This window comes from Pseudomonas sp. Tun-23181 (genome assembly GCF_057415455.1).
Window position 1 is genome coordinate 385,813 of sequence record NZ_CM171630.1, and the last position, 23,212, is coordinate 409,024.

A 23,212-nucleotide genomic window follows, 5' to 3' on the forward strand; every position below is an offset into this window, starting at 1 on the left:
TTGGCTACTGCACGTTCACCGGCACGGTGCGTTCGCTGCCCTGGCTGCTGCGGATGATCGCCGTCGGGTTGGCCGTCGGGATCACCGTGGTGCTGTTGCTCACCGCCAGGCGCCAGCGGCCGGTGATCGGCACTGCGACGCTGCCCAGGGTCACCAGGCCGTTCGGGGTGGTCACCTGCACCGTGACGGTGTTGCCGGTGGTCACCGACGACGTGCCGCTGATATCCCAGTTGAAGCGGTTGTTGGAGCGCGCCGTGACGCTGGCCGCGGTGACCGTGAAGGTCTCCTGGGCCGGGCGTGGCGACACCTGCACGGTGACCGTGCCGCTGCCGGAGAGCGCCCCCAGGGCATCGCGCGCCACGTAGGTGAAGCTGGTGCTGAACGGGGCGGTGACGGTGCCCGGCGGTGTGTAGGTGACCACGCTGCCATCGGTGCTGACCGTGCCTCGGCCGGCCGGCGGCTGGGTGACGCTGGCCACGCTCAGCGGCAGGTTGCCTTCCGGGTCGCTGTCGTTGGCCAGCACGTCGATGGTCAGCGGCACGCCCAGGGTCGCGACGTTGTCCGGCACTGCCGTCGGCGGCTGGTTGGGCGCGACATTGACGGTCACGGTGGCCGGCTCCGACTTCAGGCCCTTGGCGTCCTGGGCGCGATAGCTGAAGGTGGCCACCAGCGGCGAGGTGGCACCGGGCGGCGGGGTGTAGATCACCGCGGTGCTGCCGTTGAGTACCACCGAGCCGAGGCCGGTACCGGGCTGGGTCAGGTCGGCGATGCTCAGTGGCAGGTTGCCGTCCGGGTCGCTGTCGTTGGCCAGCAGGTTGAGCGTCACGGGGACGCCGACGCTGGTGCTGCCGCTGTCGGGCTGGGCCAGCGGCGGCTGGTTCTCGGCTTCCACCGGCGCGCTGCCGACCACCACCACCGGCTCGACGTCGCTGCCGCCGGCGGCGGACTTGACGGTGACGCTGGCAGGTGGCTGGGCGAGGTCATTGACCGTCAGGCTCTGCAGGGTACCGGCCTTGGACAGGCGACCATAGCCCTGGGCGACCAGGTCCGGGACCTGCACTTCATCGCTGGAGCTGGCCTCGATGACCAGGCGCTTGTTGGCCCAGTCGTAGCGCGCGGTACGAATCTTCACCACGTCGCTGAGGGTGCTCGACAACGACGTTGGGCGGGTGGCACCGGTGCTGCTGCTGGCGGTGACCACCACCACCGCAGGCGGTGCGGCCTGGCTCAGTTGCTGGCTGAAGAACAGCCCGTTGTTGTCGGTCAGCAGGTTGAACTGGCAGGGCGAGGGCGGCGTACCGATCAGCTCCAGGCCGTTGCGCATGCACAGGCTGGCGCTGTTCGGTGCCTTGGCGAACAGCTCGACGCGGGTCCCGGCGGCATTGCGCTGGTAGGTGGCGCGCTGCAGCTCCACCGGGGTCTGGGCACGTGCGTCGAGGACCTTGCCGGAGACGGTGAAGAGGTTGGTCTGGATGGTCCCGGCCGGGCCTTCTATACGCACGAAGTTGGTGTTGAACGGGCTGCCGGTGACGGCTTGGGTGATGTTCGGGTCGCCGACGAAGGTCTCGGTGGCGCCGGTGTCCGGGTTGACTTCGGTGTAGGGCCCGTCGACGCTGCGCAGGAACGGCCCGAGGTTGCCGTTGAGCGCGCCGGTGAAGTTGCCCGGGCCGCCGATGCCGATGTCGCGGGTCATGTTGATCGCGCGTCGGCCGGTGGAGGTGACGTTGATGGTCTCGACCCCGTAGGGGTGGGTGATGGTGTAGACGCCGGTGCGTGGGATCGTGGCGCGGATGCGGATGCGGGCGAAGCTCTGCTGGTCGCCATCGACCGGCACCTCGGAGGCGAAGGCCGCCTCCAGGCCTGCGACGTAGACCTCCAGCTCGTAGCCGCTGTTGCCCACCTGCGGGATCTCGGTCTCGGCCAGGAACCAGAACAGCTCCGAGGGCCAGTTGTCCGGGAACACCATCGGCAGCCTGTCGTCGTAGCCTGGCTCGGCGGCGAGCATGCACATGTAGTTCGGCGCTGCCGGGGTGCCGGGCGCCCGCGAGCTGATCGCCCGCGACTGGCACAGTTCCAGGGACAGGTCGGTGAAGTCCTTGTACCACATCGGGTAGCGCCCGGTGGCCAGGGTGTAGGGGCCTGGATCGACCTCGGAGAGCGCGGCCCAGGCCACGCCGGAGAGGGTGAAGGAGAGCCCGGCGGCGCATAGCGCCCGGCGTGGCCAAGTGTTCATGCTGCCTCCTTGAAGGCGGAGCCTTTGTCTGTTCATGGCACCAGCACCACGTCTTCGCTGTCGCTGCCACCGTGGGCGCTGGTGACTTGCACCTTGGCCGGGGGGATCGGCGAGAGCCCGGTGGTGAGAGTCTTCACCGCGCCGTTGCCGGAGAGGCTGCCGATCAGGGCGCCGTTGCCGGTATGGGCGGTGAGGGCGGGCGGGCTGGTTTCGTCGCTGCTGCTGGCCACCAGGGTCAGCTGGCCGCTGGCCAGGCTGTATTCGGCGCGGCTGATGGTCACCAGGTCGGTCAGTGGCAGGTTGGCGCTGGTGGCGCTGCTGGTGGGGATGGCCACGCTGTTGTCGGCGTTGACCACCAGGGTGGTGGGCAGGCTCGGGTTGAGCGCCGACTGGGCGTACCAGGCACCGGTGCTGTTGGCTTCGGTCAGGGTCAGGTTGGGTGTCTGGCTGGTGAGGGTGACGCTGGCCGGCTGGGGTGGGGCCATGACGAAGACATCTTGCTGGGCGCGCAGGTCGCCGTTCTCGCTGTGCCGCGAGTAGGTGCTGCGCAGCGGCAGCAACGGGGTCGGCCGGTGCACCTCGGAGAGCTTGCCGGAGACGGCGAACAGCTCGGTGCGCAGGTCCAGGCCGTTGGGGCCCTCGATGCGCACGTAGTTGGTGTTGAACGGGCTGCCGGTGACAGCCTCCTCGAGGTTCGGGTCGCCGATGTAGCGTTCGCTGGCGCCGGTGACCGGGTTGGTCTCGGTGTAGGGGCCATTGACGCTGCGCAGGAACGGCCCGACGTCACCGGTGAGCGCGCCGTCGTAGGTGAGCGGGGTGCCGATGCCCAGGTCGCGGGTCATGTTGATCGCCCGGCGGCCGGGAGTCTCCACGTCGAACACATCGACGCCATAGGGGTGGGTGACCACGTAGGTACCGGCCACGGGCACGTCCACGCGGATCCGCACCCGGGCGAAGCTGATCTGGTCGCCATCGATGGGTTCCTCGACGCTGAACGCCGCCTCGAGTGCCGTGCCATAGCTCAACTCGATGCCACGGGCGGCATCGACGATCTCGGCATCGGCGGTGAACCAGAAGGCTTCGTCGGGGAAGTTGCCGGGGAACTGGATCGGCTGGGTATCGTCGAACACGCCCGGCGCCGGCGTCAGTGGGCACATGTAGGACGGTGCGCCGGGGGCGCCGCCGACACGTGAGCTGACGGCCTTGGACAGGCACAGGTCGAGGGTCCGGCCGTGGGTGTCCTGGTACCAGGCGGCGAACCTGCCGTTCTCGGGTAGGTAGGGGCCCGGGTCGACCGCATACAGCGCAGCCTGGGCCGGTAGCTGGAGCATGCTGGCAAGGATCGCCACTGCCAGCGGGTGGGGTATCGGTCGGTGCATGAGTCAATCCCTCCTGCAAACGGGCCCAAGGGGTTGGGGCGTCTGACGAGGGATCGGCAACAGCCGTGCCAGTTTGTGGATCTTGCCCTGCAGGCCTTGTGGCGCAAGGGCTGCGGTGATGTTGGCCGGATCGGTTGGCGCGCTGGGCGGGTGGGCTGGGGGCCCCAGCATTGGGGAATTGGGGCTGCTTTTGTGGTGGGTCGGGCTGGCGCTTTCGCGGGCAAGCTTGCACCCATAGGGGACTGCGCCGAACCTCAGGGCTGCTTCGCAGCCCATCGCCGGCAAGCCGGCTCCCACAGGGTCGGCGGTGTTCACCCAGCATGTGCCCTGCAGAGGACTGTGTGGGGGCTTGCCGGCGATGGGGCGCGAAGCGGCCCCACTGTCAGCGGCAGCATCTCCTCTGCCTTTACGTAAACGTAAGCTTTGTGCCACCCTCCACCCCAGCCTGATGACGGCTCGCGGATTCTGAAGCACACTGCAACAAGTCCCGAAGCCCGTTGCCCCGCTCGCGGAGGCATCGCTGGAGTGAACGATGGCGCGACACATACCCATAACAAACGCCCGCAACCCCTTGCACGAATCCCGCCAGGCCCGGCTCAAGCTGGCCAACGAAGGCGAACTGCCCTCCGGGATGCTGCGCGACGAGATCGATGCCTCCTGGCGCCGTAGCCTCGGCCATGGCCTGGATTGCCTGCAAGGCGAGCAGGTGGGCCTGGGCATGCGCCACGGCCATGACCTGCGCGCCTTGCTGGAGCACAACCGGCTGCTGATCGATGCGGTCACCCCGGAGCTGGACTACCTGGTCAAGCGCCAGGGCAAGAGCGGCATCGTCATCCTCGGCGACGCCCAGGCCAACGTCCTGGCCATCGAAGGGCAGAAGCACGTGCTCAACCGCGATGGCCTGCGCGACCTGCACCCGGGCAGTTGCTGGAGCGAGTCGCTGCGTGGCACCAACGCCATCGGCACGGCGGTGGTCGAAGGGCGGCCGACCCTGATCAACTGTGGCGAGCACTACCTCGACCGGCTCAGCCCGTTCTCCTGCACCTCGGTGCCCCTGCGCGACCCGCGCGGGGAGGTGATCGGTGTGCTGGACATCACCCGCGAGGGCACTGTTGCAAATAGTCGGTGGTGATAAACTTATCATCCCCTTTTGCTGATGGAGCTGCACATGAACCCATTCAAAGGCCGGCATTTTCAGCGTGACATCATTCTGTGGGCCGTACGCTGGTACTGCAAATACGGCATCAGTTACCGTGAGCTGCAGGAGATGCTGGCTGAACGCGGAGTGAATGTCGATCACTCCACGATTTACCGCTGGGTTCAGCGTTATGCGCCTGAAATGGAAAAACGGCTGCGCTGGTACTGGCGTAACCCTTCCGATCTTTGCCCGTGGCACATGGATGAAACCTACGTGAAGGTCAATGGCCGCTGGGCGTATCTGTACCGGGCCGTCGACAGCCGGGGCCGCACTGTCGATTTTTATCTCTCCTCCCGTCGTAACAGCAAAGCTGCATACCGGTTTCTGGGTAAAATCCTCAACAACGTGAAGAAGTGGCAGATCCCGCGATTCATCAACACGGATAAAGCGCCCGCCTATGGTCGCGCGCTTGCTCTGCTCAAACGCGAAGGCCGGTGCCCGTCTGACGTTGAACACCGACAGATTAAGTACCGGAACAACGTGATTGAATGCGATCATGGCAAACTGAAACGGATAATCGGCGCCACGCTGGGATTTAAATCCATGAAGACGGCTTACGCCACCATCAAAGGTATTGAGGTGATGCGTGCACTACGCAAAGGCCAGGCCTCAGCATTTTATTATGGTGATCCCCTGGGCGAAATGCGCCTGGTAAGCAGAGTTTTTGAAATGTAAGGCCTTTGAATAAGACAAAAGGCTGCCTCATCGCTAACTTTGCAACAGTGCCCAAAGTTGCAGCCGAATACAGTGATCCGTGCCGCCCTGGACCTGTTGAACGAGGTCGGCGTAGACGGTCTGACGACACGCAAACTGGCGGAACGGTTGGGGGTTCAGCAGCCGGCGCTTTACTGGCACTTCAGGAACAAGCGGGCGCTGCTCGACGCACTGGCCGAAGCCATGCTGGCGGAGAATCATACGCATTCGGTGCCGAGAGCCGACGACGACTGGCGCTCATTTCTGATCGGGAATGCCCGCAGCTTCAGGCAGGCGCTGCTCGCCTACCGCGATGGCGCGCGCATCCATGCCGGCACGCGACCGGGCGCACCGCAGATGGAAACGGCCGACGCGCAGCTTCGCTTCCTCTGCGAGGCGGGTTTTTCGGCCGGGGACGCCGTCAATGCGCTGATGACAATCAGCTACTTCACTGTTGGGGCCGTGCTTGAGGAGCAGGCCGGCGACAGCGATGCCGGCGAGCGCGGCGGCACCGTTGAACAGGCTCCGCTCTCGCCGCTGTTGCGGGCCGCGATAGACGCCTTCGACGAAGCCGGTCCGGACGCAGCGTTCGAGCAGGGACTCGCGGTGATTGTCGATGGATTGGCGAAAAGGAGGCTCGTTGTCAGGAACGTTGAAGGACCGAGAAAGGGTGACGATTGATCAGGACCGCTGCCGGAGCGCAACCCACTCACTACAGCAGAGCCATGTAGACAACATCCCCTCCCCCTTTCCACCGCGTCAGACGCCCGTAGCAGCCCGCTACGGGCTTTTTCATGCCCTGCCCTAGCGTCCAAGCCTCACGGCCGCGCTCGGCCTCTCTGGCGGCCTTCTGGCGCTCCTGCTGCGGCGTCCGCTCGTGGGCCGTGGCGCGGGTCCGCGCGCCGGCCTCGTGCGCCTGGCGCTCGCGGGCGAGGTCCAGGGCGGCCGTCTTCACGTTCTGCCTTGCGCAGATGAGATAGATCTAGCGTGGACTCAAGGCTCTCGCGAATGGCTCGCGTTGGAAACTTTCATTGACACTTGAGGGGCACCGCAGGGAAATTCTCGTCCTTGCGAGAACCGGCTATGTCGTGCTGCGCATCGAGCCTGCGCCCTTGGCTTGTCTCGCCCCTCTCCGCGTCGCTACGGGGCTTCCAGGGGTCGTTTGCGGGAAGGGGCGGAATCCTACGCTAAGGCTTTGGCCAGCGATATTCTCCGGTGAGATTGATGTGTTCCCAGGGGATAGGAGAAGTCGCTTGATATCTAGTATGACGTCTGTCGCACCTGCTTGATCGCGGCCGCGATAGCTAGATCGCGTTGCTCCTCTTCTCCATCCGCGTTCCAAGCTGCGGAAAGGCACCCATAAGCGTACGCCTGGTCGAGCAGGCGACGCGGATCGACGTCCAGCGCACGAGAGAATGCGTCCGCCATCTGTGCAATGCGTCTAGGATCGAGACAAAGGTCGTCTCTGTCAGCCGGATCGTAGAACATATTGGCGGCGCCAAAGCCCACTTCACCGACCAGACCGACGGGATCTATCACCAGCCAGCCGCGACTGGAGAACATGATGTTTTCATGATGCAGATCGCCATGTAGCCCACGCAGTTCCGAGGCATTGCTCATCATTTGATCGGCTATAATCGCCGCGTGGACGTAGTCAGTTTGACAACCTGCGTTTTGATCATCGCGCGCCCGCTGAAACAAAGCTGCAAAGCGATCCCGGATCGGGAGAAGGGCAGAAGGCAGGGGTTCCTCAGATGCGGCATACAGCTTCGCCATTAGTTCCGCTGCAATTTCGGTCGCCTGGTAGTCGCCGTGCTCGGCAACGATGTGAGAGAGCATTCGCTCCCCGGCATATTCGAGCAACATCAGATTGTTCTCACGACCGAGCAACCGGACTGCTCCCCTCCCATTGCGCCATACCAGATAGTCGGCCCCGCGCAGTTCATCAGCAATGTCTTCTATAGGTTTCAATCCCTTGACGATTGCAGGAGTCCCGTCTGGCAATGAAACTTTCCAAACGAGGCTGGAAAAGGTGTCCGCAATGAGAACAGGTTGCGAAACGTGCCAATGAGCAGGAAAAACAGGCGGCATGAACATCAACCCCAAGTCAGAGGGTCCAATCGCAGATAGAAGGCAAGGCGTTCGCGGTCGGGGGCTTCGATCCCCAATACATTGAATAGGACAGCGAAGGCGCGCTCTGCTTCATCTGGCGCTGCCCAGTTCTCTTCGGCGTTAGCAATCATGAGTGCCAAATCGGCATAGCGATCTGCTGTTCCGAGCCGCCCAAGGTCGATCAGACCCGTGCATTGAAGAGTTTTAGGGTCCACCATGAAGTTCGGCATGCAGGGATCACCATGGCAAACAACCATATCGGTGCGCTCTTGGTCGAGCCGCACCGGTAGCTCTCGTTCGACACGAGCCAAAAGATCGAGCTGCGGCGTACTCTTGTCCTCGTCCGGTAAGAAGTCGGGATTGACGGCATTGCGGGACACCACATCAACGGCGCGTCCGAACATTCGCGACAGCCTGCGCTCAAACGGACATTGATCAACCGATAGGCTGTGAACAGCGCCAAGTTGCTGCCCCATTGACGGCCACGCTTTGAGCAAATCCGCTCCAGACAGATCAGCCGCCGGTACTCCCGGAATTGCCGTTATCACCAAGCATGCACCCTCCTGTTCCTCCTGCCAGTTGATGACCTCGGGGCAAGCCACACCTCGACCTTTGAGCCAAATGAGGCGGTCACGCTCTCCAGCGAGCTCACCGCGGCGGGAAGCAGGTGCGATTTTCGCGAAGGCATGCCCGTCACCACGTCGAAAAACAAAATCACCAGATTCTCCGCCTCTGACAGGCAACCAGTCAGAATGCGATTCACCAAAAAAAATATTAGTTCGATTCAATGGAGGTTCCTTCAGTTTTCTGATGAAGCGCGGAGGTGGCTCAACCTGCGAAAAGAGGTGGTGTTTCAAAAAGTATGCTGAAACAAAGCAGGTTGAATTTTGATAAAATAGAGAAATGCGAATAACTCTAGAAATCAAATGTCCAACCTGCCTCAGTGACAGTATAAAGAAAAATGGCATCAAAGTAGATGGGAAACAAAACTATCAGTGCAAAGACTGTAAACGTCAGTTTATTGGTGACCATGCTCTGAGCTATCTAGGATGTCATTCAGGCATTACTCGAAAAATATTACAGTTGATGGTCAGAGGTAGTGGTATACGAGATATCGCTGAAGTTGAGCGAATCAGTATCGGTAAAGTTTTACGTACTTTAACCGAATCGACCTACCAAATTCAGCCTAAACAAAGTCATTATGAGTCTCTTGAAGTTGATGAGTTTTGGACTTTTGTGGGAAATAAAAATAATAAACAATGGCTTATTTACGCCTACCATCGAGAAACAGGTGAGATTGTTGCTTATGTTTGGGGTAAAAGAGACTTAGCTACAGTTCAACGATTGAAGGCAAAGCTTAAACAATTAGGTATTCACTACACCCGAATTGCAAGTGATCATTGGGACAGTTTCATAACTGCTTTTAAAAACTGCAAGCAAAGTATTGGTAAATTTTTTACTGTAGGTATTGAAGGTAATAATTGCAAAATAAGGCATCGAATTAGGCGCGGTTTTAGAAGGAGTTGTAATTTTTCAAAAAAGATTGAAAACCATTTTAAAGCTTTCGACTTAACCTTTTTTTACATCAATAATGGCTTCATTTAATGTCAGCATACTTTTTGAAACACCACCCAAAAATTATGTTTAAACCTATATAAGAAAACACGTTAGGCTTCTTTTATAAGACATTTTTAAAATGATAAATCAACATAAAAGCCCCTCATCCTCGCCTTCTTTCAAAGTGAGAAGTCGATTTCAATAGTAATATGAATCACTCATTATAAACATTCATTCAGTTTAGAAATAATCTAGAGATATTATGATTAACAGCAGAATTATCGATAAAACCAAATAAGTATTGATATTATTAAAGCTCTTAAGATAATTTAACATGCGTCATTTTCCATAAGAATTTAATAAAATACTATATGGCTGACGGATAGATAAAAGACTAGGAAAAGAAAAGCAGACAAAAAAATACCATCGATAATAAAATTGGTTAAAAATGTTGCACGATGAAATTTAAATAAACTTGTAAAGCTAATAAATTAACAATTTTATATTCAAAAAAACTTAAATCACAAGTTAAGCTAATAAACAGCTTTAGCTATTTTAAATAAGTTTATTTTAAAAACCAAAACTTGGATTCATTGGTGATATAAAACTTTAAATCAGTAGCTCCACTAACTTCTTTCACTTATTTATTTAAAACTTAGCGACTTAAAAAGATAACTAAGTATTTTTAGATATTGCTTGGAATCAATTCAATTCATCAAGTTTTAAAAAATAATTCCTTTTGTCAGGCATATCGTTTTTTAAATGCTTTAAAAATATTTTAGCAGTTTCCTCAGATACATCCTCTCTTAGGCAACGTTCAACAAAAGATATATCTACAAATTCATCTGCTAATCCAGCACGACCAAGATCTAAAAAGTAAATTTCACCAGATTTATCTATAAAAATATTACTATCCGTGATATCGCCATGAGAAAAAACCAATCTTTCTTCAACACGAGTCTCATTTAACTCATTCCAAAGACTTATGTAAGTTTTATGGTCTCCCCATAATTCAGCATCAAGATCATCTTGATCTATCTCGTCAAGGAGTTGGTTATCAATAAAAAATTTTGACTCTTTTAACCGATGATCAATGCTTGAAATAAATGGGCAATCAATAATAGCAACTGCATTTAACTGATTGAGTGTTTCCTTATAGATAGCAAGCAATTCTTGCTCTGTTAAAAAAAGCGCTGAAATTGGTTTTGCATTGATCGCTTTAGTGATCATGAATTCAAACTGCTCATCCTGAAAAGTCATGATGAGTTCAGGCACCTTTAATTTATCAGAGAGCCAACTCAACATTTTCGCTTCACGAGAGACACTGTATGTGGTCTCTGTATATAAAGTGCTAGATCGCTTAAGAAAAAAAGTTTCATTATTTCGATTAAAAGAATAAACATCCGATGGCGACTGACCAATTTTATTTGGCTCTAAAACGCTGTTTCCAATAAATTGTTGAATAATATTGGGCAATTCCATCAAGTTTTCCTTTTATTCAGCATTAAAAACCTCGCAAATGCGAGGCTCAGTGACAGTATAAAGAAAAATGGCATCAAAAGCAATGTCTTCTATAGGTTTCAATCCCTTGACGATTGCAGGAGTCCCGTCTGGCAATGAAACTTTCCAAACGAGGCTGGAAAAGGTGTCCGCAATGAGAACAGGTTGCGAAACGTGCCAATGAGCAGGAAAAACAGGCGGCATGAACATCAACCCCAAGTCAGAGGGTCCAATCGCAGATAGAAGGCAAGGCGTTCGCGGTCGGGGGCTTCGATCCCCAATACATTGAATAGGACAGCGAAGGCGCGCTCTGCTTCATCTGGCGCTGCCCAGTTCTCTTCGGCGTTAGCAATCATGAGTGCCAAATCGGCATAGCGATCTGCTGTTCCGAGCCGCCCAAGGTCGATCAGACCCGTGCATTGAAGAGTTTTAGGGTCCACCATGAAGTTCGGCATGCAGGGATCACCATGGCAAACAACCATATCGGTGCGCTCTTGGTCGAGCCGCACCGGTAGCTCTCGTTCGACACGAGCCAAAAGATCGAGCTGCGGCGTACTCTTGTCCTCGTCCGGTAAGAAGTCGGGATTGACGGCATTGCGGGACACCACATCAACGGCGCGTCCGAACATTCGCGACAGCCTGCGCTCAAACGGACATTGATCAACCGATAGGCTGTGAACAGCGCCAAGTTGCTGCCCCATTGACGGCCACGCTTTGAGCAAATCCGCTCCAGACAGATCAGCCGCCGGTACTCCCGGAATTGCCGTTATCACCAAGCATGCACCCTCCTGTTCCTCCTGCCAGTTGATGACCTCGGGGCAAGCCACACCTCGACCTTTGAGCCAAATGAGGCGGTCACGCTCTCCAGCGAGCTCACCGCGGCGGGAAGCAGGTGCGATTTTCGCGAAGGCATGCCCGTCACCACGTCGAAAAACAAAATCACCAGATTCTCCGCCTCTGACAGGCAACCAGTCAGAATGCGATTCACCAAAAAAAATATTAGTTCGATTCAATGGAGGTTCCTTCAGTTTTCTGATGAAGCGCGAATATAGAGAAATATCCCGAATGTGCAGTTAACGAATTCTTGCGGTTTCTTTCAGCGCCGCCAATACCGCCAGCCCGTCGCGCAAGGGGCGCGGCTCGTGTGTGCGGATGAAGTCAGCTCCACCTGCGGCGGCGGCAAGCTCTGCAGCGAGTGTCGCGGCCCCGACATCCCCCGGACCACGGCCTGTGAGCGCGCGCAGAAAGGATTTGCGCGAAACAGACAGAAGCACCGGCAAATCGAAGCGCAGCCGCAATTCATCGAACCGCGCCAGCACCGAGAGCGAGGTTTCGGGAGCAGCCCCCAGAAAAAACCCCATGCCGGGATCAAGGACAAGGCGGTTGCGTTTGATACCGGCACCCGTCAGCGCCGCGATGCGCGCGTCAAAGAACGCCGCAATGTGATCCATGATGTCGCCAGCGGGTGCCTCGCGCCGATCTGCCTGCCCGTCTTGCACCGAATGCATAACGACGAGTTTGGCAGATGATTTCGCCAATTGCGGATAGAACGCAGCGTCTGGAAAACCGCGAATATCATTGAGATAGGCCACACCACGCGACAAGGCATAGGCTTGCGTCGCGGGTTGATAACTGTCGAGCGAGACGGGAATGCCATCTGCCTTGAGCGCGTCCAGCACCGGCGCGATACGCGCGATTTCTGTGTCGGACGAAACAGGCGCGGCGTCGGGATTGCTGGATGCCGGACCGAGGTCGATCACATCTGCCCCCTCGGCCATCAGCTTACGCGCCTGCGCAATGGCTGCGTCTGGCGCCAGATACCGGCCTCCATCGGAGAAACTGTCCGAGGTTATGTTGACGATGCCGAAAATGATGAGCGATTTATTCATGGGGGCTTCTATAATAATAATAATCGAGCATGAGTCTCATACGGATGCTCGGGTCGAAAGGGAATCCCCAGGCGAGTAACCTGTTTGCGGTGATCCATTAGCTGCAGGAGCAGAATAGCATACATCTGGAAGCAAAGCCAGGAAAGCGGCCTATCCCGGATTTCTCATGACCGCATAAACAAAAACGGCTGAAAGCCTTATGATTCTTGTCGCCAAACAAAGCCCCATAAGTCTTCAGCCGCGCACAAAATGCTACCAGAAAAACTCCACTTTTCACCCCTCTCTCGCCGCCTCGTCGAGGCCTCTTTCACCGGTGGTCACATCACCTCGGATGCGGGCTTGTTGCTGCTGCGCGAGGTCGACCGGCAACATGGCTTGACCCGCCGCCTGGCCAAAATCGTTCCCGATCGGCGTGATCCTGGGCGTGTCCAGCATGGACTGCAGACACTGCTCGCCCAGCGTATCTATGCACTGGCCGCCGGCTACGAGGATCTCAACGATCATGACGGCCTGCGCCATGACTACGCGCTGCAGACTGCGGTCAACCGCCTGCAACCGCTGGCCGGCAAATCCACTCTGGGGCGCCTGGAACAGCAAGCCGATCGCGAAACGGTGGTGCAAGCCCATCGCCTGCTGTGGGAGCACTTCATCGCCCAGCATGACCAGGCGCCGGCTGAGATCGTGCTCGACTTCGATGCGACCGATGTGCCGGTGCATGGAGATCAGGAAGGGCGCTTCTTCCATGGCTATTACGACCATTACTGCTTCCTGCCGCTCTATGTGTTCTGTGGTCGCCATCTGCTGGTGAGCTATTTGCGCCCGAGCAACATCGATGGCGCCCGACACAGTTGGGCCATCCTGGCACTGCTGGTCAAGTTCATTCGCCGCTTCTGGCCAGAGACCCGCATCGTGTTCCGCGGTGACGGCGGTTTTTGCCGACATCGCATGCTCGACTGGTGTGACCGCAAGCAGGTGGATTATGTGGTGGGTCTGGCCCGCAACACCCGCCTGCAGCGGATGGCGGCGCCGGCCATGCAAGCGGTCGCCGAGGCCTACCAAGAAACCGGGCAGAAGATGTCCGGCGTGTATCGCTTCCTCTATCAGGCCGGTAGTTGGCGTAGGCGCCGCCTGGTCGTGTCGCGCCTGGAACATGGCGAGCAGGGTGCCAATCCACGCTTCATCGTCGTGTCCCGCTTTGCCGAGGATGCTGCCCAGCAGTACTACGAAGACTACTGCGGCCGTGGCGACATGGAGAATCGGATCAAGGACCAACAGTTGGATCTGTTCGCCGACCGCACCTCCAGCCCACGCTGGTGGACCAACCAGTGGCGGCTGATGCTGTCGGCCTTTGCCTATGTGCTGTTCGAACGGCTACGCGATCATCTCCAGGGCACCGCATTGGCGCGCATGAGCATCCATAACCTGCGCTTGAAACTGCTCAAGATCGGTGCGGTGATCATTCGCAACAGCCGGCGCATCCGCGTGCTGATCAGCGAGGCCTATCCGCATCAGGAACTCTTTGCGGGGCTGGTTGCCCGCCTCAAGCCGACCTGAACAGGCGGGCGCCCCCGGCCCGGCTCAATGGGGGAAAGGGGGCAGTGCGCCCCATACGCGGGAATTGAATAAAAAACGATCAATTTTTAGCGGTGGAAGGCAGGTTGTTGATACGCCGAGGCTTCACCGGCCACGCCTGCCGGCCTCATGAGAAATCCGGGCTATGGAGCTGTGCGGCAGCGCTCAGTAGGCAATTTTTCAAAATATTGTTAAGCCTTTTCTGAGCATGGTATTTTTCATGGTATTACCAATTAGCAGGAAAATAAGCCATTGAATATAAAAGATAAAAATGTCTTGTTTACAATAGAGTGGGATAAATGGACGCTAAAGAACTGAACCACATGATAGCTGAGGCCTACAGCCGGGATTTGCAAAAGCCTGAGCTGGTATCGTTCAAAGAGGTGAGTCGCTGGGGGCGTAAGTACGGTTTCCCCGTCGTATGCACTCTGGCCGATGAAAGTGAAGAAAAGCAGATCCACTGGGCTGCCAGTTTGCTCATTCAAGTAGCCGGTACTTGGCCGCGAGAAGATATGCCGGAATTGCTCACACCGGAACGGGGCTCCGCGCTGTTCAACGATGCGATGCAGTTATTGGCGAATGGGCTTGGAGCAGCAAATCAATTGCGCTGACAGCACAAACCTTGTCAATAAGCGGCCTTCATGGCCGTTTTTTTGTTTAAAGTTTGTTTTAACAGAACCATAATTAGATATTGCAGTATCATTTTATGATCGCTACAATCTTTCACATGTGAAAGTTTGGGGGTGGTCTTGATCACCTGCGAGAAACCAAAATAGAGGTGGGTATGGCAAAAGTAATCAGCTTCGCCAACCAGAAAGGCGGAGTGGGTAAGAGTACCCTCTGTATCCAGCAGGCCTTTTATCTGGCGTTACAGAAGAAAAAGAAAGTGCTGGTCTTGGATATGGATGGTCAGGGGAACACGTCCTCTCGACTGGCCCCCAGACGAGAGCTTGAGGATGGTGACTACGAGCCCATCCTCACAGGAACCAAAACCGCAGAGCTGTTCGCTTACGAGCTGGACGGCATTGAGGTCATGCACTGCCCTTGCGGTGCAGACCTCATTCATACGCCGAAAAACGACCCGGATCTGTTTGAGATGGAGGCTGTGCCTCTTGACCAGGCCATGAATCCGGCTCGCCATTTGGCTGAGCTGTTTGAGAACTACGACTACGTGCTGATTGATTGTCCGCCTAGCCTCGGCAGAAAGCTGGTGGCAGCGTTGGTGATGTCTACCCATGTGGCATGTCCAGTAAAGCTCTCTGGCTTCGCTGTGGACGGCGTAGAAGGTCTCCTGAACACGATTATTGGTGTGCGCGAGGCGTACAACCAAGATTTGGAGATCCTGGGCATCGTGATCAACGACATGGACCGCTCTGTCAATCACGACAAAGCCCTCAAGTCGCTGGAGAACACAGTTCCGGATCTGTTGTTTGAGAACAAAATTATGCACCGGCCTCCGCTCGATACGGCGACGACTGATGGCATCCCTGTCTGGGAGCTTCGCTATGGACATGTCGCGGCCAAAGAAGTTGAGGCGGTGTTGGAAGAACTATTAGAGAAGGTGGGCTAAGCGATGGCATTGAACAATTTAAAAGGCCTGTCCGAACTTGCTAAAGCCGCCAAAGGCAAGAAAGGCAAAGAGGTTCTTACCGTACCTGTTGACGACGTTGTATCCAAGGTCCAGGTTCGTAAGCGCTTCCGTAACATTGAAGAGCTGGCGGCAACCTTGCTGACCGAAGGGCAGCAGTCTCCGATCATCGTGTTCCCGAAGAACGAAGAAGGCAAGTTCGTCATCCAAAAAGGGGAGCGGCGTTGGAGAGCGTGTAAACACGCTGGTATCGAGACCATTGACTTGGTGGTGAATGATAAGGTCCAGAACAACTTGGACGAGACTGCTGGTGAGCTGATCGAAAACATCCAGCGGGATGACTTGACTCCGGTAGAGATTGCCGAGGCGTTAAACCTGTTTATTGAAGAAGGTTGGAAGCAAAAGGATATTGCTGATCGGCTCGGTAAGAATATCACTTTCGTATCTACGCATCTGTCGTTGCTCAAGCTACCTGACTGTGTGCGTGAGTTATACGATAATGAAGTATGTTCTGATACAGAGACCTTGAATAACCTTCGTCTCTTGTTCGATCTGAATGAAGAAAGATGTCGCGCCGTCTGCGCGGTGGCTATGTCTGACGGGATTACTCGTAAACAAAGCCGTGAGCTGCTGAATGATGCCAAACGTATCAAAGACGAAATGGAAAAAGGCCCACTGACTGGCTCCCACCAGAATGATGAGCTTGGCGCTGGCAACACCGACGAGCAATCCCTCAACTCGGGTGGGGATGGTACGTCGGAACAAACCGGGAATGACGACCTGAACCTTGCCCAGGAGGAACTGGAAGGGGGTAAAAATTCCAATGGTCAGGACGATGATGACGAAGACCCTTTGCGTGATGAAGAGGGTGAGCACAAAGATCCTGTCAAGCAGCCAGATAACAGCGGCAAGGACAAAGATGAAGAAGGCGGTGATGCTCTTCCTCCTCTGCCGAAGGACAAGGAATGGAAGAACGTCCGGGCTGACAGTTTGATTTTTGCTGTCAACGTTAACCTGGATGGCGAGACCAAACGTGGAGTCATCATGACCGACCGTGTTGCTCTGGTTCCGTCTACTGTCTGGGTTAAAACGCTCGATGGCGAAGGCAAGGAAAAGCATGTTCATGTGCCTGTGTCAGACATTGAACTCCTGAGTGTCGAAGGCTAATAAAGGAGGCCCAGCCAGAGAGGTTGGGCCTGTCAAGAACAGGTGAATATGAAGATCTCACAGGACATGAAAAGAAAATTTGCTTTGGTGAATGCCCTGTCTAAAACGGAGAAGCCAAGTCTCCAAGACCTTCACAAGGCAACAAATATTCCTGAATCAACGATCAAGAGACAGTTGTCTGCCCTGCGTGATGAGTTCGGAATGAATATCTTGTTCGTCAGGGAGTCTACCGGCGAACGAGGTGCCACCGGCTACTACATGCTGACAGACTGGGGGATCTTAGACAGGTCTTCGTTCTTGAACCGGTACGGAAAACTGTAAGGTGCCATAGAGCAGCGCATTGAATGCAAAACCCGCCAATCGGCGGGTTTTTTTATGCTGCCACGGTAGCGGCGGTTGCTGGAGGTTTTTCGGCGTAGTAGGCGATGTTCTTGGTTCGTCTGCTAAGGGTGTCTATGCCGACGATACTCAGCGTTTTGGGAGTGGTATTGCGGGACTCGAAATAATGGAATAGCTGGATCATGCAGCACTTCACCATCAACGGATCGATGTCTTCCAGGTAGATTGAGGCTTCTCTCAATGCTTCGGGACCGTGGTTCTCGATCAGGTTTTCCATCCAGTGAATGGCGTTGATGCCAGAACCACAGCAGGGCTCATAAAAGTCTGCCGAAGACTGTGAGCCAACAATGAGTGACATCAAGCGGCCAATCTCTGGAGGAGTGGGGAAGTAATTGGTGCCCTTCTTGTGGAAGCCAGACATGCTTAGGACGTAACCCAAAACATCGCTGGTGGGGTCGCGCTTAATGGCGGCAGACAGGACGTGAGAGAGCTCGAAGGCGACCGGCTGAAGTTCTTCCGGGATCTCCTCCTTGGCTGGGTATAGGCCAGTCTGCAAGTATGCCCACTGGTCAATAAAGGCCTCAACAAACCGAGATGTGCCCATTCTGTATCGGGACTGCTCGATGAGAGATAAAGCCTTGGATGTAAGTTGCTGTGTTTCTGGTGACATAAGCGCTCCAGTTTGTTCTGACGAAACATTCAAGAGGTAGAAACGAAGAACCCCGCCGAAGCGAGGTTCTTTGCTTTCCTGCCTGATCGCCTTAATGCCGAAGCAAAGACGTCTTGATAAAGTCGGGGCAACCGGACATTTCCCGGTCGATGAAGTCCTGACGTTTCGCCAGCGGCCATTTCATGAACGCCGCGAGCGGGATGCGCTTATTCGTGTTAGTATTGCCTTGCAGCATAACAAAGCTCCTTAATTGCTTGATTGTGTTGTAAGGGCTGCAACGAAGGTCGAAGAGCGATGCGGCCCTTATTTATGATTATTACAGCATCATAAAATAATATCAAGAGACAATAAAACGATACCAAGAAACAAAACTTTCACATGTGAAAGTCTCCCCGCTGTCCACCTCGCACACTCCAAACGCCCAAACGCCCAAATAACTTGTCTATCTGCCCAAAATGGGCGCGTAAGCGTCCGATAGAAAGTAATTGTTAGTGAGATATTGACTACACGGAATATGGCTATATCATAGAATCATAAAATGATGCTGTAAAAGTGATATGTATGCCAAAGCAAGCAAATCATCTCCGTTTGAAGAAACCTTGCGCCAACTGTCCATTCCGGAAGGAGGGCGCTATCGAGCTGGCCCCTGGGCGATTAGAAGGCATCATCAACGACATCGTTGAAAACGACATGACGACGTTTCATTGCCACAAGACCGTGCACTCAAAGTCAGGTGGTGAATGGGATGAAGAGGGTAACTATGCACCTTCGGGACAAGAGTCGATGTGTGCCGGTGCTGCGGCTTACTTGATGAAAATAGGCAGGCCGACAGTGGCTATGCGAATTGCCTTTGCGTTTGGTGATGCAAAGGTGTCCGACTGGGACGAAGCTCAAGAGCTGGTTGTCGAGCCTTTGGTACAAGGGGACCGAAATGAGTAAGCGATATGCGGTAGTGCCGCATCCGAAACTGAAACGAGAGTACAAAGGTCGGCTGGTCAGAACTACTCGGGTACTAAAAAACGGCTGGGGGTTGATCCCTCTAGGGGCTGTGGCAACGGTCACGCATCAGTCTCCCAAGGGATCAGAACTGACCTTTGAACCATGCGACTGCTGCGGCCTGAAAGCCATTATCAGTCATGTAAGCATGGACTCCATTGAATTTATCGAACCGATTACTGAGGAAGAAGATGGACGAGAACAAGCTCAACATTGAAACGGTCGATGGGCACAACGAGCTGGTAGTCAGCTTTTTGTCCAGAATGGTAAGCCTGAGTGACGAGGAAAAGCAGACAGTATTGTCCTGCCTTCCGGACACCGGCAAACAAACAATCACCCAGCTCTATGAGGCGCTGCGTTCTCAAGGGCACCAGGATCTTGCAGAGAAAGTCGAACCATACCTCCAGCAGGGGGTGTTTGGGCCGATCTTCGATAACGCCAAGTCCAAGGTGTTCGTTCGGGACGAAGCGCCTTTTTTCCTCATGGATGAAAATCCTTTGAACTGGGATGACGCTAAAGCATTCAATCGCCTACGTATGAGTACGACCTGTGTTCTTGGCCGTGGCGGCTGGACTATCGGTGAGCGCTTTGATGACCGCTTTGATACCGAGGTGGGCGGAACACAGCTTATCGTCACTCAGTCACTCAACGAAAAAGGTGAGATTGAAGGAGGACTTCCTACCTCGATGTCGCTGAATGACTTTGCTGAGTTCCCTAAACAGCCAAGGCCTCCTCAAATAGTCGATTACCAGGAAGACAAGCGATACACGCTTGAGGAAGCGGAAGCTATCCCTGAGCTCGCACCAGTGGTTCAGCGTCTGAAAGAGCGCATCGAAGAGTATGAGGAGAGAAGAGCCCATGATTGACCTGACATGCCGCCTTTGTGCTGGTTCCGGTGTTTATGACTTTTCCCCTTCCAAAGAAACCTGCGGTATGTGCCAAGGGCATGGGAAATTTGTTGACGCCAAAGCAATGCTGGTGGCTGCCATCGAGCTGGCAAAGAAGCAACGCGAGCCTGTCATTGAAGTGGTAATGGGGTTGGTGCTCCAGGGTGTGGATGTTAGAGGGAAGGAGCCTGGAGAGCGGTTCAAGGCTGCTCAGGCCTTTAACGCCCCAGGGCACAACCTATTACGATACGGGTGGGATGCTTGGGAGCTCTATGCCCTCCATGAGGGTGTAAGTCCAGAACTTGCATCGCTTGGCCGAAGTGTGATGCGCGAGTGGCATAGCCATTCATGGGGCCGGTTCAGTGGAGAGGTAGGCTTTAACGCCGCCGAGATCATGATCAAACAGGCCAAAGACAACCCAGAAAAAGCAGAAGAGCGCTGGGCGTTCCTGCTTAGTGAAGAATGGATGGTGGAGTAATTGTCGTGACAGAACAAACCAATAAGAAATTGATGCTGGATGAGTCTCCAGATATGCCCCTGCAATTCAAGTGGAGAAAGTTTGGTGGTGCGATTTTTACTGCCACGCAAACAATGGAGCACGTCAAGGAAGGACGTAAGCTCGGGCCGACTCCAGCAGGGATGCTACCTCAAGAAGTGTGGCTGAACCGCCTGATCGCTATGGAAGAAACCCTGCCACGAGGGAAGTTTTTTGACAGATTCCGCCGCCGCGACAAAAACGAGCAGTATGACTTGGCCGCCGATCATCTCCGTCTTGTCGGAAAGAAAAAGCGATAGGGGGATAGATGAAAGCCCAGGCATACCCACCATCAGTCATTCGTAAAGGCGCTGTGTTGTACGCAGCCCTTTATTACATCTCTGATGATGATAAAGCAAAGGTCGAGGTTACAGAGTGGATAGTTCGCTCTATTCAGAAACGACGCAACTCAACCAGCGATCAACGCTATGTCAATCTTGCCCAAAAGTTAGATGGGATTACGTGGGGGAAAAGGTCACGGAAGAATGGGGACTTTGGTTGGTTGCCATCTATACCGAGCTGGTGCTTGAAGCAGTTCCGGGAAGGTGGCGAATTGCCTTTTGGCGTTTATACGACGCGACTGGCCGCTCTCAAGTTTGCGAAAGTCAGCTTGCAGGAAGAGGTCCAATATTGCGAGGCCGAGCTGAAAAAGGCTCAGACAGAAGAGGATACTCAGGAACTCCAAGAGGAGCTGGCGGAGAACCAGAGACTTCTGAAAGCTGCTGGAGCAATGGTGAAGCGCGAGCAAAACAAGAAGAAAAGAGGTTGACCAATGTTACCGATCGTCTCCCCCTCCGTAGTAACCAAACAACTTGCGTTCAATCGAGTAGGCGATAAACGCAAGGTTAGGGTTTCGTCCAACTTTTTGGATGTTATGGGGTTCAAGCCAGGTATGGGCATCGCCGTTGAGCCAGGGGAGGGGATGGGCGGTTTTTCGGTGATCCCAGCGACCGATGAACTACAGACACACCAGGTTTATCAGCGCCGGTATCAACCAAAGAGTCGCTCCAACAACCCGCTGGAAACCGTTATTGAGTTTTCTGGACAAGGGCTCATAGATAAGTGCTTCCCTCGCTATACAGAGCGTTTCCACGTCGAAATGCGAAAAGGTCGAGTAGTCTTCACTCCCGTCGCAAACAGAGCCTTTGCCATTGCTGATCGGTTCAGAAAAACCAGCCCTTTCCGTGCCTTTGTGGCATTGACTGGCGGGGTAGACATTCATGTTATGGAATCGCTTGGCTGGAAGGCTGAGATTGTTTTGGAACATCGTCCAGTTGAAGCCAGAGACAGAGCATCCGGGCGGAACCTGAGTGAAGTACATGCGCTCAATACGCTGGTGAACAGCTCCCCGCGTATCCTGCTGAATGAAGACATTCATCACCTGGAGCTGGATCGCCTTGGAGCCTTGCTGGCGGAGTGCCCACCAATTGGTTTGGCCCATTACTCGTTGGGGTGTGATGACCACTCAAACGCCAAAAGTCCAAGGGACAAAGAGCGTTCTCTTGAAGATCTCTCCACCATGCTCGACATGGTTTACCCGGCACTAAAACAGATCGAGGTCGTGAACCCTGCCGTCGTGCTGGTGGAAAACGTCCCGAACTTCAAAGCATCCGGAGCCGGGGCGATGATGGGAACGACACTGCGGCGGATGGGGTACTTCCTCACTGAGATGGTCTTGAACGGTCTGGATTTCGGCGCGTACCAGGGGCGAGAACGCTATTACATGGTGGCGTCGGTCTTCCCTGGGTTCGTTCCACCGAAACCTGAGCAGAGAGCTGGTGGACGATTGTGGCCGGTGATCGAGAAGCACCTCGGGGATTGTGCAGACGTCACAGCGTTGAAGTCAATTCAGGCCAGAGAGTCAACTTCTCGCAGGATGCCTGCGTTCTTGACGAGAGAAAGCACCAGTTGCCCGACCATCCTCAAGTCTCAGGATCGTGGGGTAAAGGATGCAGTGTACATCCAAGACGGTGGCCGCATTTACAAGCCATCGGTCGATCTGGTTCAGGAGTTGATGTCGATACCTGATAGCTTTGATATTTCGTGGATGGCAAAAGAACAAGCGACAGAAACACTTGGGCAGAGTGTGGATTACAGATTGCATTCAGCGGTCATGGCCGCAGTTCGGGATCACCTGAATGTGAATTGCGGTCGCCATACCGTGGTGCAGCACGGTATCAGAAGTAAGGAAGGTAAATAATGGCAGTCATTTACTACGGCGAGGGAACCCATGACGCCGGTTTCGTCGGGTTCCGTGTCGCACGAACAGTTGGGGTGGCGGATGATTACCGGCAGGAATACTTCTCCTTGAGAGAGTATTCCTACGCAACAGCTCACCGGCTGGCCTACAGCTTGGACCGAAAGTGGGAAGCTGAGGCAGAAGAGGTGAAGCGTCAGAATAAGACTTGTAAGCGGCGACGCAACTCCGGGCCAAATATCATTGCTGAGGGGCTGAGGGCTTATATCAGTATCGAGAACCGGAGCCGGATGGGGGTGAAGAGAACCTACTTCGCACCTTGTTTTCTCGTCACAAAGCCAGGCTACGGCAATGGGGATATTGTTTTCAGGATTTCCACTCATGGCTACGCAGAAGCCTACGAAAAGGCGGTGGAAAAATATTGTGAGATCCATGATTTGACGGATGAGCAGTATGTTGAGTTGCTTGACCGTATGCCGAGTACAGAGGTGTTCACTGGATACCTGCTGAATGCTCTTTTAATACGCGGTCATCGCGCCACAAAAGCTGAAATACTGAGTAAGCTGGGGGCTGCGAAGAATGAAGATGACATCACCAATAGCAAAGGGAAAAGCGGCCACAACAGAGTGCGTTGCCCAGAGTATCGGTGGGCGCAATAACAGCGCCAGATGTTCAAACCATGTTTTATAGCAACACCTCT

General features: G+C 54.9%; 25 protein-coding genes and 2 pseudogenes. 17 read left to right on the forward strand and 10 right to left on the reverse strand.

Going from position 1 to position 23,212, the window contains the following annotated elements; translation table 11 throughout:
* Positions 1-4: 4 nt before the first annotated feature.
* Positions 5-2,233: an Ig-like domain-containing protein gene (locus tag ACDI39_RS02130; RefSeq protein ID WP_486537402.1), complete on the reverse strand. Its 2,229-nt coding sequence runs from the start codon at positions 2,231-2,233 to the stop codon at positions 5-7.
* A 32-nt stretch (positions 2,234-2,265) separates the two neighbouring features.
* Positions 2,266-3,612, reverse strand: a complete 1,347-nt coding sequence (locus ACDI39_RS02135) for a hypothetical protein (RefSeq protein ID WP_225790129.1) — start codon at positions 3,610-3,612, stop codon at positions 2,266-2,268.
* A 532-nt stretch (positions 3,613-4,144) separates the two neighbouring features.
* Between ACDI39_RS02135 and ACDI39_RS02140 the strand changes: the two are divergent.
* From ACDI39_RS02140 to tetR(A), 3 genes and pseudogenes are all read left to right on the forward strand, one after another.
* A pseudogene (locus ACDI39_RS02140) lies at positions 4,145-4,729 on the forward strand (GAF domain-containing protein); the annotation flags it as partial.
* Between the two features lie 51 nt (positions 4,730-4,780).
* On the forward strand, positions 4,781-5,485 hold the full coding sequence (locus ACDI39_RS02145) for an IS6-like element IS26 family transposase (protein ID WP_001067855.1): 705 nt from the start codon (positions 4,781-4,783) through the stop codon (positions 5,483-5,485).
* 39 nt (positions 5,486-5,524) lie between these two features.
* A complete protein-coding gene (gene tetR(A), locus ACDI39_RS02150; protein ID WP_486537423.1) occupies positions 5,525-6,184 on the forward strand; it encodes a tetracycline resistance transcriptional repressor TetR(A) in 660 nt (219 codons plus the stop codon).
* A 579-nt stretch (positions 6,185-6,763) separates the two neighbouring features.
* Here the strand turns inward: tetR(A) and ACDI39_RS02155 are convergent.
* Complete coding sequence (locus tag ACDI39_RS02155; RefSeq protein ID WP_000480968.1) at positions 6,764-7,600, reverse strand: aminoglycoside O-phosphotransferase APH(6)-Id; 837 nt, start codon at positions 7,598-7,600, stop codon at positions 6,764-6,766.
* Complete coding sequence (gene aph(3'')-Ib / locus ACDI39_RS02160; RefSeq protein WP_001082319.1) at positions 7,600-8,403, reverse strand: aminoglycoside O-phosphotransferase APH(3'')-Ib; 804 nt, start codon at positions 8,401-8,403, stop codon at positions 7,600-7,602. The genes ACDI39_RS02155 and aph(3'')-Ib (ACDI39_RS02160) overlap by 1 nt, the downstream gene beginning before the upstream one ends.
* 115 nt (positions 8,404-8,518) lie before the next feature.
* On the opposite strand from aph(3'')-Ib (ACDI39_RS02160), the gene ACDI39_RS02165 reads away from it, so the two are divergent.
* Positions 8,519-9,220 carry an IS1-like element ISPa14 family transposase gene (locus tag ACDI39_RS02165; protein ID WP_015586042.1) on the forward strand — a complete coding sequence of 234 codons (702 nt, stop codon included), beginning with the start codon at positions 8,519-8,521 and terminating at the stop codon, positions 9,218-9,220.
* A 654-nt stretch (positions 9,221-9,874) separates the two neighbouring features.
* Here ACDI39_RS02165 and ACDI39_RS02170 read toward each other — a convergent pair.
* The 4 genes and pseudogenes from ACDI39_RS02170 to sul2 form a co-directional block, all read right to left on the reverse strand.
* Positions 9,875-10,654, reverse strand: coding sequence for an APH(3')-VI family aminoglycoside O-phosphotransferase (locus ACDI39_RS02170; RefSeq protein WP_015586041.1), 780 nt, complete (start codon positions 10,652-10,654; stop codon positions 9,875-9,877).
* 78 nt (positions 10,655-10,732) lie between these two features.
* Positions 10,733-10,882: pseudogene (locus ACDI39_RS02175) on the reverse strand (aminoglycoside phosphotransferase family protein); the annotation flags it as partial.
* Positions 10,882-11,685, reverse strand: a complete 804-nt coding sequence (gene aph(3'')-Ib, locus ACDI39_RS02180) for an aminoglycoside O-phosphotransferase APH(3'')-Ib (protein ID WP_001082319.1) — start codon at positions 11,683-11,685, stop codon at positions 10,882-10,884. The pseudogene ACDI39_RS02175 and the gene aph(3'')-Ib (ACDI39_RS02180), both read right to left, overlap by 1 nt.
* Before the next feature lie 60 nt (positions 11,686-11,745).
* Positions 11,746-12,561 carry a sulfonamide-resistant dihydropteroate synthase Sul2 gene (gene sul2 / locus ACDI39_RS02185; RefSeq protein ID WP_001043260.1) on the reverse strand — a complete coding sequence of 272 codons (816 nt, stop codon included), beginning with the start codon at positions 12,559-12,561 and terminating at the stop codon, positions 11,746-11,748.
* Between the two features lie 249 nt (positions 12,562-12,810).
* Here sul2 and ACDI39_RS02190 point away from each other — a divergent pair, with 249 nt between their 5' ends.
* The 5 genes from ACDI39_RS02190 to ACDI39_RS02210 all read left to right on the forward strand — a co-directional run bounded on the left by ACDI39_RS02190 (position 12,811) and on the right by ACDI39_RS02210 (position 17,209).
* Positions 12,811-14,115, forward strand: coding sequence for an IS1380-like element ISPa33 family transposase (locus tag ACDI39_RS02190; protein ID WP_010793081.1), 1,305 nt, complete (start codon positions 12,811-12,813; stop codon positions 14,113-14,115).
* A 317-nt stretch (positions 14,116-14,432) separates the two neighbouring features.
* Complete coding sequence (locus ACDI39_RS02195) at positions 14,433-14,744, forward strand: hypothetical protein (protein ID WP_000338945.1); 312 nt, start codon at positions 14,433-14,435, stop codon at positions 14,742-14,744.
* A gap of 173 nt (positions 14,745-14,917) precedes the next feature.
* Positions 14,918-15,703 (forward strand): ParA family protein, encoded by a 786-nt coding sequence (locus ACDI39_RS02200; protein ID WP_001151304.1) that lies wholly within the window; start codon positions 14,918-14,920, stop codon positions 15,701-15,703.
* A gap of 3 nt (positions 15,704-15,706) precedes the next feature.
* A complete protein-coding gene (locus ACDI39_RS02205; RefSeq protein ID WP_001207227.1) occupies positions 15,707-16,888 on the forward strand; it encodes a ParB/RepB/Spo0J family partition protein in 1,182 nt (393 codons plus the stop codon).
* Between the two features lie 48 nt (positions 16,889-16,936).
* The gene (locus ACDI39_RS02210) at positions 16,937-17,209 is read left to right on the forward strand and encodes a helix-turn-helix domain-containing protein (protein ID WP_000703827.1); all 273 of its coding nucleotides are present in this window, start codon (positions 16,937-16,939) and stop codon (positions 17,207-17,209) included.
* A 52-nt stretch (positions 17,210-17,261) separates the two neighbouring features.
* On the opposite strand, the gene ACDI39_RS02215 is transcribed toward ACDI39_RS02210, so the two are convergent.
* Positions 17,262-17,897 (reverse strand): N-6 DNA methylase, encoded by a 636-nt coding sequence (locus tag ACDI39_RS02215; RefSeq protein WP_000074431.1) that lies wholly within the window; start codon positions 17,895-17,897, stop codon positions 17,262-17,264.
* A 91-nt stretch (positions 17,898-17,988) separates the two neighbouring features.
* On the reverse strand, positions 17,989-18,132 hold the full coding sequence (locus ACDI39_RS02220) for a hypothetical protein (RefSeq protein ID WP_000939033.1): 144 nt from the start codon (positions 18,130-18,132) through the stop codon (positions 17,989-17,991).
* 326 nt (positions 18,133-18,458) lie between these two features.
* Between ACDI39_RS02220 and ACDI39_RS02225 the strand changes: the two genes are divergently transcribed.
* Genes ACDI39_RS02225 through ACDI39_RS02260 form a run of 8 tightly spaced genes read left to right on the forward strand, consistent with a single transcriptional unit; the run spans position 18,459 to position 23,171 of the window.
* Complete coding sequence (locus ACDI39_RS02225) at positions 18,459-18,836, forward strand: hypothetical protein (RefSeq protein WP_001125904.1); 378 nt, start codon at positions 18,459-18,461, stop codon at positions 18,834-18,836.
* The gene (locus ACDI39_RS02230) at positions 18,829-19,110 is read left to right on the forward strand and encodes a hypothetical protein (RefSeq protein WP_000044823.1); all 282 of its coding nucleotides are present in this window, start codon (positions 18,829-18,831) and stop codon (positions 19,108-19,110) included. Before ACDI39_RS02225 ends, ACDI39_RS02230 begins: the two co-directional genes overlap by 8 nt.
* On the forward strand, positions 19,085-19,759 hold the full coding sequence (locus tag ACDI39_RS02235) for a hypothetical protein (protein ID WP_000344149.1): 675 nt from the start codon (positions 19,085-19,087) through the stop codon (positions 19,757-19,759). The genes ACDI39_RS02230 and ACDI39_RS02235 overlap by 26 nt, the downstream gene beginning before the upstream one ends.
* On the forward strand, positions 19,752-20,258 hold the full coding sequence (locus ACDI39_RS02240; protein WP_000566443.1) for a hypothetical protein: 507 nt from the start codon (positions 19,752-19,754) through the stop codon (positions 20,256-20,258). Before ACDI39_RS02235 ends, ACDI39_RS02240 begins: the two co-directional genes overlap by 8 nt.
* Before the next feature lie 5 nt (positions 20,259-20,263).
* On the forward strand, positions 20,264-20,575 hold the full coding sequence (locus ACDI39_RS02245) for a hypothetical protein (protein ID WP_001447539.1): 312 nt from the start codon (positions 20,264-20,266) through the stop codon (positions 20,573-20,575).
* Positions 20,576-20,583: 8 nt separating this feature from the next.
* A complete protein-coding gene (locus tag ACDI39_RS02250; protein ID WP_000647188.1) occupies positions 20,584-21,084 on the forward strand; it encodes a hypothetical protein in 501 nt (166 codons plus the stop codon).
* 3 nt (positions 21,085-21,087) lie between these two features.
* A complete protein-coding gene (locus tag ACDI39_RS02255; RefSeq protein WP_000936897.1) occupies positions 21,088-22,515 on the forward strand; it encodes a DNA cytosine methyltransferase in 1,428 nt (475 codons plus the stop codon).
* Positions 22,515-23,171, forward strand: coding sequence for a hypothetical protein (locus tag ACDI39_RS02260; RefSeq protein ID WP_000268552.1), 657 nt, complete (start codon positions 22,515-22,517; stop codon positions 23,169-23,171). The genes ACDI39_RS02255 and ACDI39_RS02260 overlap by 1 nt, the downstream gene beginning before the upstream one ends.
* Positions 23,172-23,212: the final 41 nt, after the last annotated feature.

Excerpts from the sequence above, each read along its gene's own strand:
- ACDI39_RS02255 (WP_000936897.1), top strand. The coding sequence starts at position 21,088 with ATGTTACCGATCGTCTCCCCCTCCGTAGTAACCAAACAACTTGCGTTC.
- ACDI39_RS02205 (WP_001207227.1), top strand. The coding sequence starts at position 15,707 with ATGGCATTGAACAATTTAAAAGGCCTGTCCGAACTTGCTAAAGCCGCC.
- ACDI39_RS02210 (WP_000703827.1), top strand. The coding sequence starts at position 16,937 with ATGAAGATCTCACAGGACATGAAAAGAAAATTTGCTTTGGTGAATGCC.
- ACDI39_RS02215 (WP_000074431.1), bottom strand. The coding sequence starts at position 17,897 with ATGTCACCAGAAACACAGCAACTTACATCCAAGGCTTTATCTCTCATC.
- ACDI39_RS02220 (WP_000939033.1), bottom strand. The coding sequence starts at position 18,132 with ATGCTGCAAGGCAATACTAACACGAATAAGCGCATCCCGCTCGCGGCG.
- ACDI39_RS02260 (WP_000268552.1), top strand. The coding sequence starts at position 22,515 with ATGGCAGTCATTTACTACGGCGAGGGAACCCATGACGCCGGTTTCGTC.
- ACDI39_RS02235 (WP_000344149.1), top strand. The coding sequence starts at position 19,085 with ATGGACGAGAACAAGCTCAACATTGAAACGGTCGATGGGCACAACGAG.
- sul2 (WP_001043260.1), bottom strand. The coding sequence starts at position 12,561 with ATGAATAAATCGCTCATCATTTTCGGCATCGTCAACATAACCTCGGAC.
- ACDI39_RS02240 (WP_000566443.1), top strand. The coding sequence starts at position 19,752 with ATGATTGACCTGACATGCCGCCTTTGTGCTGGTTCCGGTGTTTATGAC.
- ACDI39_RS02225 (WP_001125904.1), top strand. The coding sequence starts at position 18,459 with ATGCCAAAGCAAGCAAATCATCTCCGTTTGAAGAAACCTTGCGCCAAC.
- ACDI39_RS02155 (WP_000480968.1), bottom strand. The coding sequence starts at position 7,600 with ATGTTCATGCCGCCTGTTTTTCCTGCTCATTGGCACGTTTCGCAACCT.
- ACDI39_RS02190 (WP_010793081.1), top strand. The coding sequence starts at position 12,811 with ATGCTACCAGAAAAACTCCACTTTTCACCCCTCTCTCGCCGCCTCGTC.
- ACDI39_RS02165 (WP_015586042.1), top strand. The coding sequence starts at position 8,519 with ATGCGAATAACTCTAGAAATCAAATGTCCAACCTGCCTCAGTGACAGT.
- ACDI39_RS02195 (WP_000338945.1), top strand. The coding sequence starts at position 14,433 with ATGGACGCTAAAGAACTGAACCACATGATAGCTGAGGCCTACAGCCGG.
- ACDI39_RS02170 (WP_015586041.1), bottom strand. The coding sequence starts at position 10,654 with ATGGAATTGCCCAATATTATTCAACAATTTATTGGAAACAGCGTTTTA.
- ACDI39_RS02135 (WP_225790129.1), bottom strand. The coding sequence starts at position 3,612 with ATGCACCGACCGATACCCCACCCGCTGGCAGTGGCGATCCTTGCCAGC.
- ACDI39_RS02145 (WP_001067855.1), top strand. The coding sequence starts at position 4,781 with ATGAACCCATTCAAAGGCCGGCATTTTCAGCGTGACATCATTCTGTGG.
- ACDI39_RS02250 (WP_000647188.1), top strand. The coding sequence starts at position 20,584 with ATGAAAGCCCAGGCATACCCACCATCAGTCATTCGTAAAGGCGCTGTG.
- ACDI39_RS02200 (WP_001151304.1), top strand. The coding sequence starts at position 14,918 with ATGGCAAAAGTAATCAGCTTCGCCAACCAGAAAGGCGGAGTGGGTAAG.
- ACDI39_RS02230 (WP_000044823.1), top strand. The coding sequence starts at position 18,829 with ATGAGTAAGCGATATGCGGTAGTGCCGCATCCGAAACTGAAACGAGAG.
- ACDI39_RS02130 (WP_486537402.1), bottom strand. The coding sequence starts at position 2,233 with ATGAACACTTGGCCACGCCGGGCGCTATGCGCCGCCGGGCTCTCCTTC.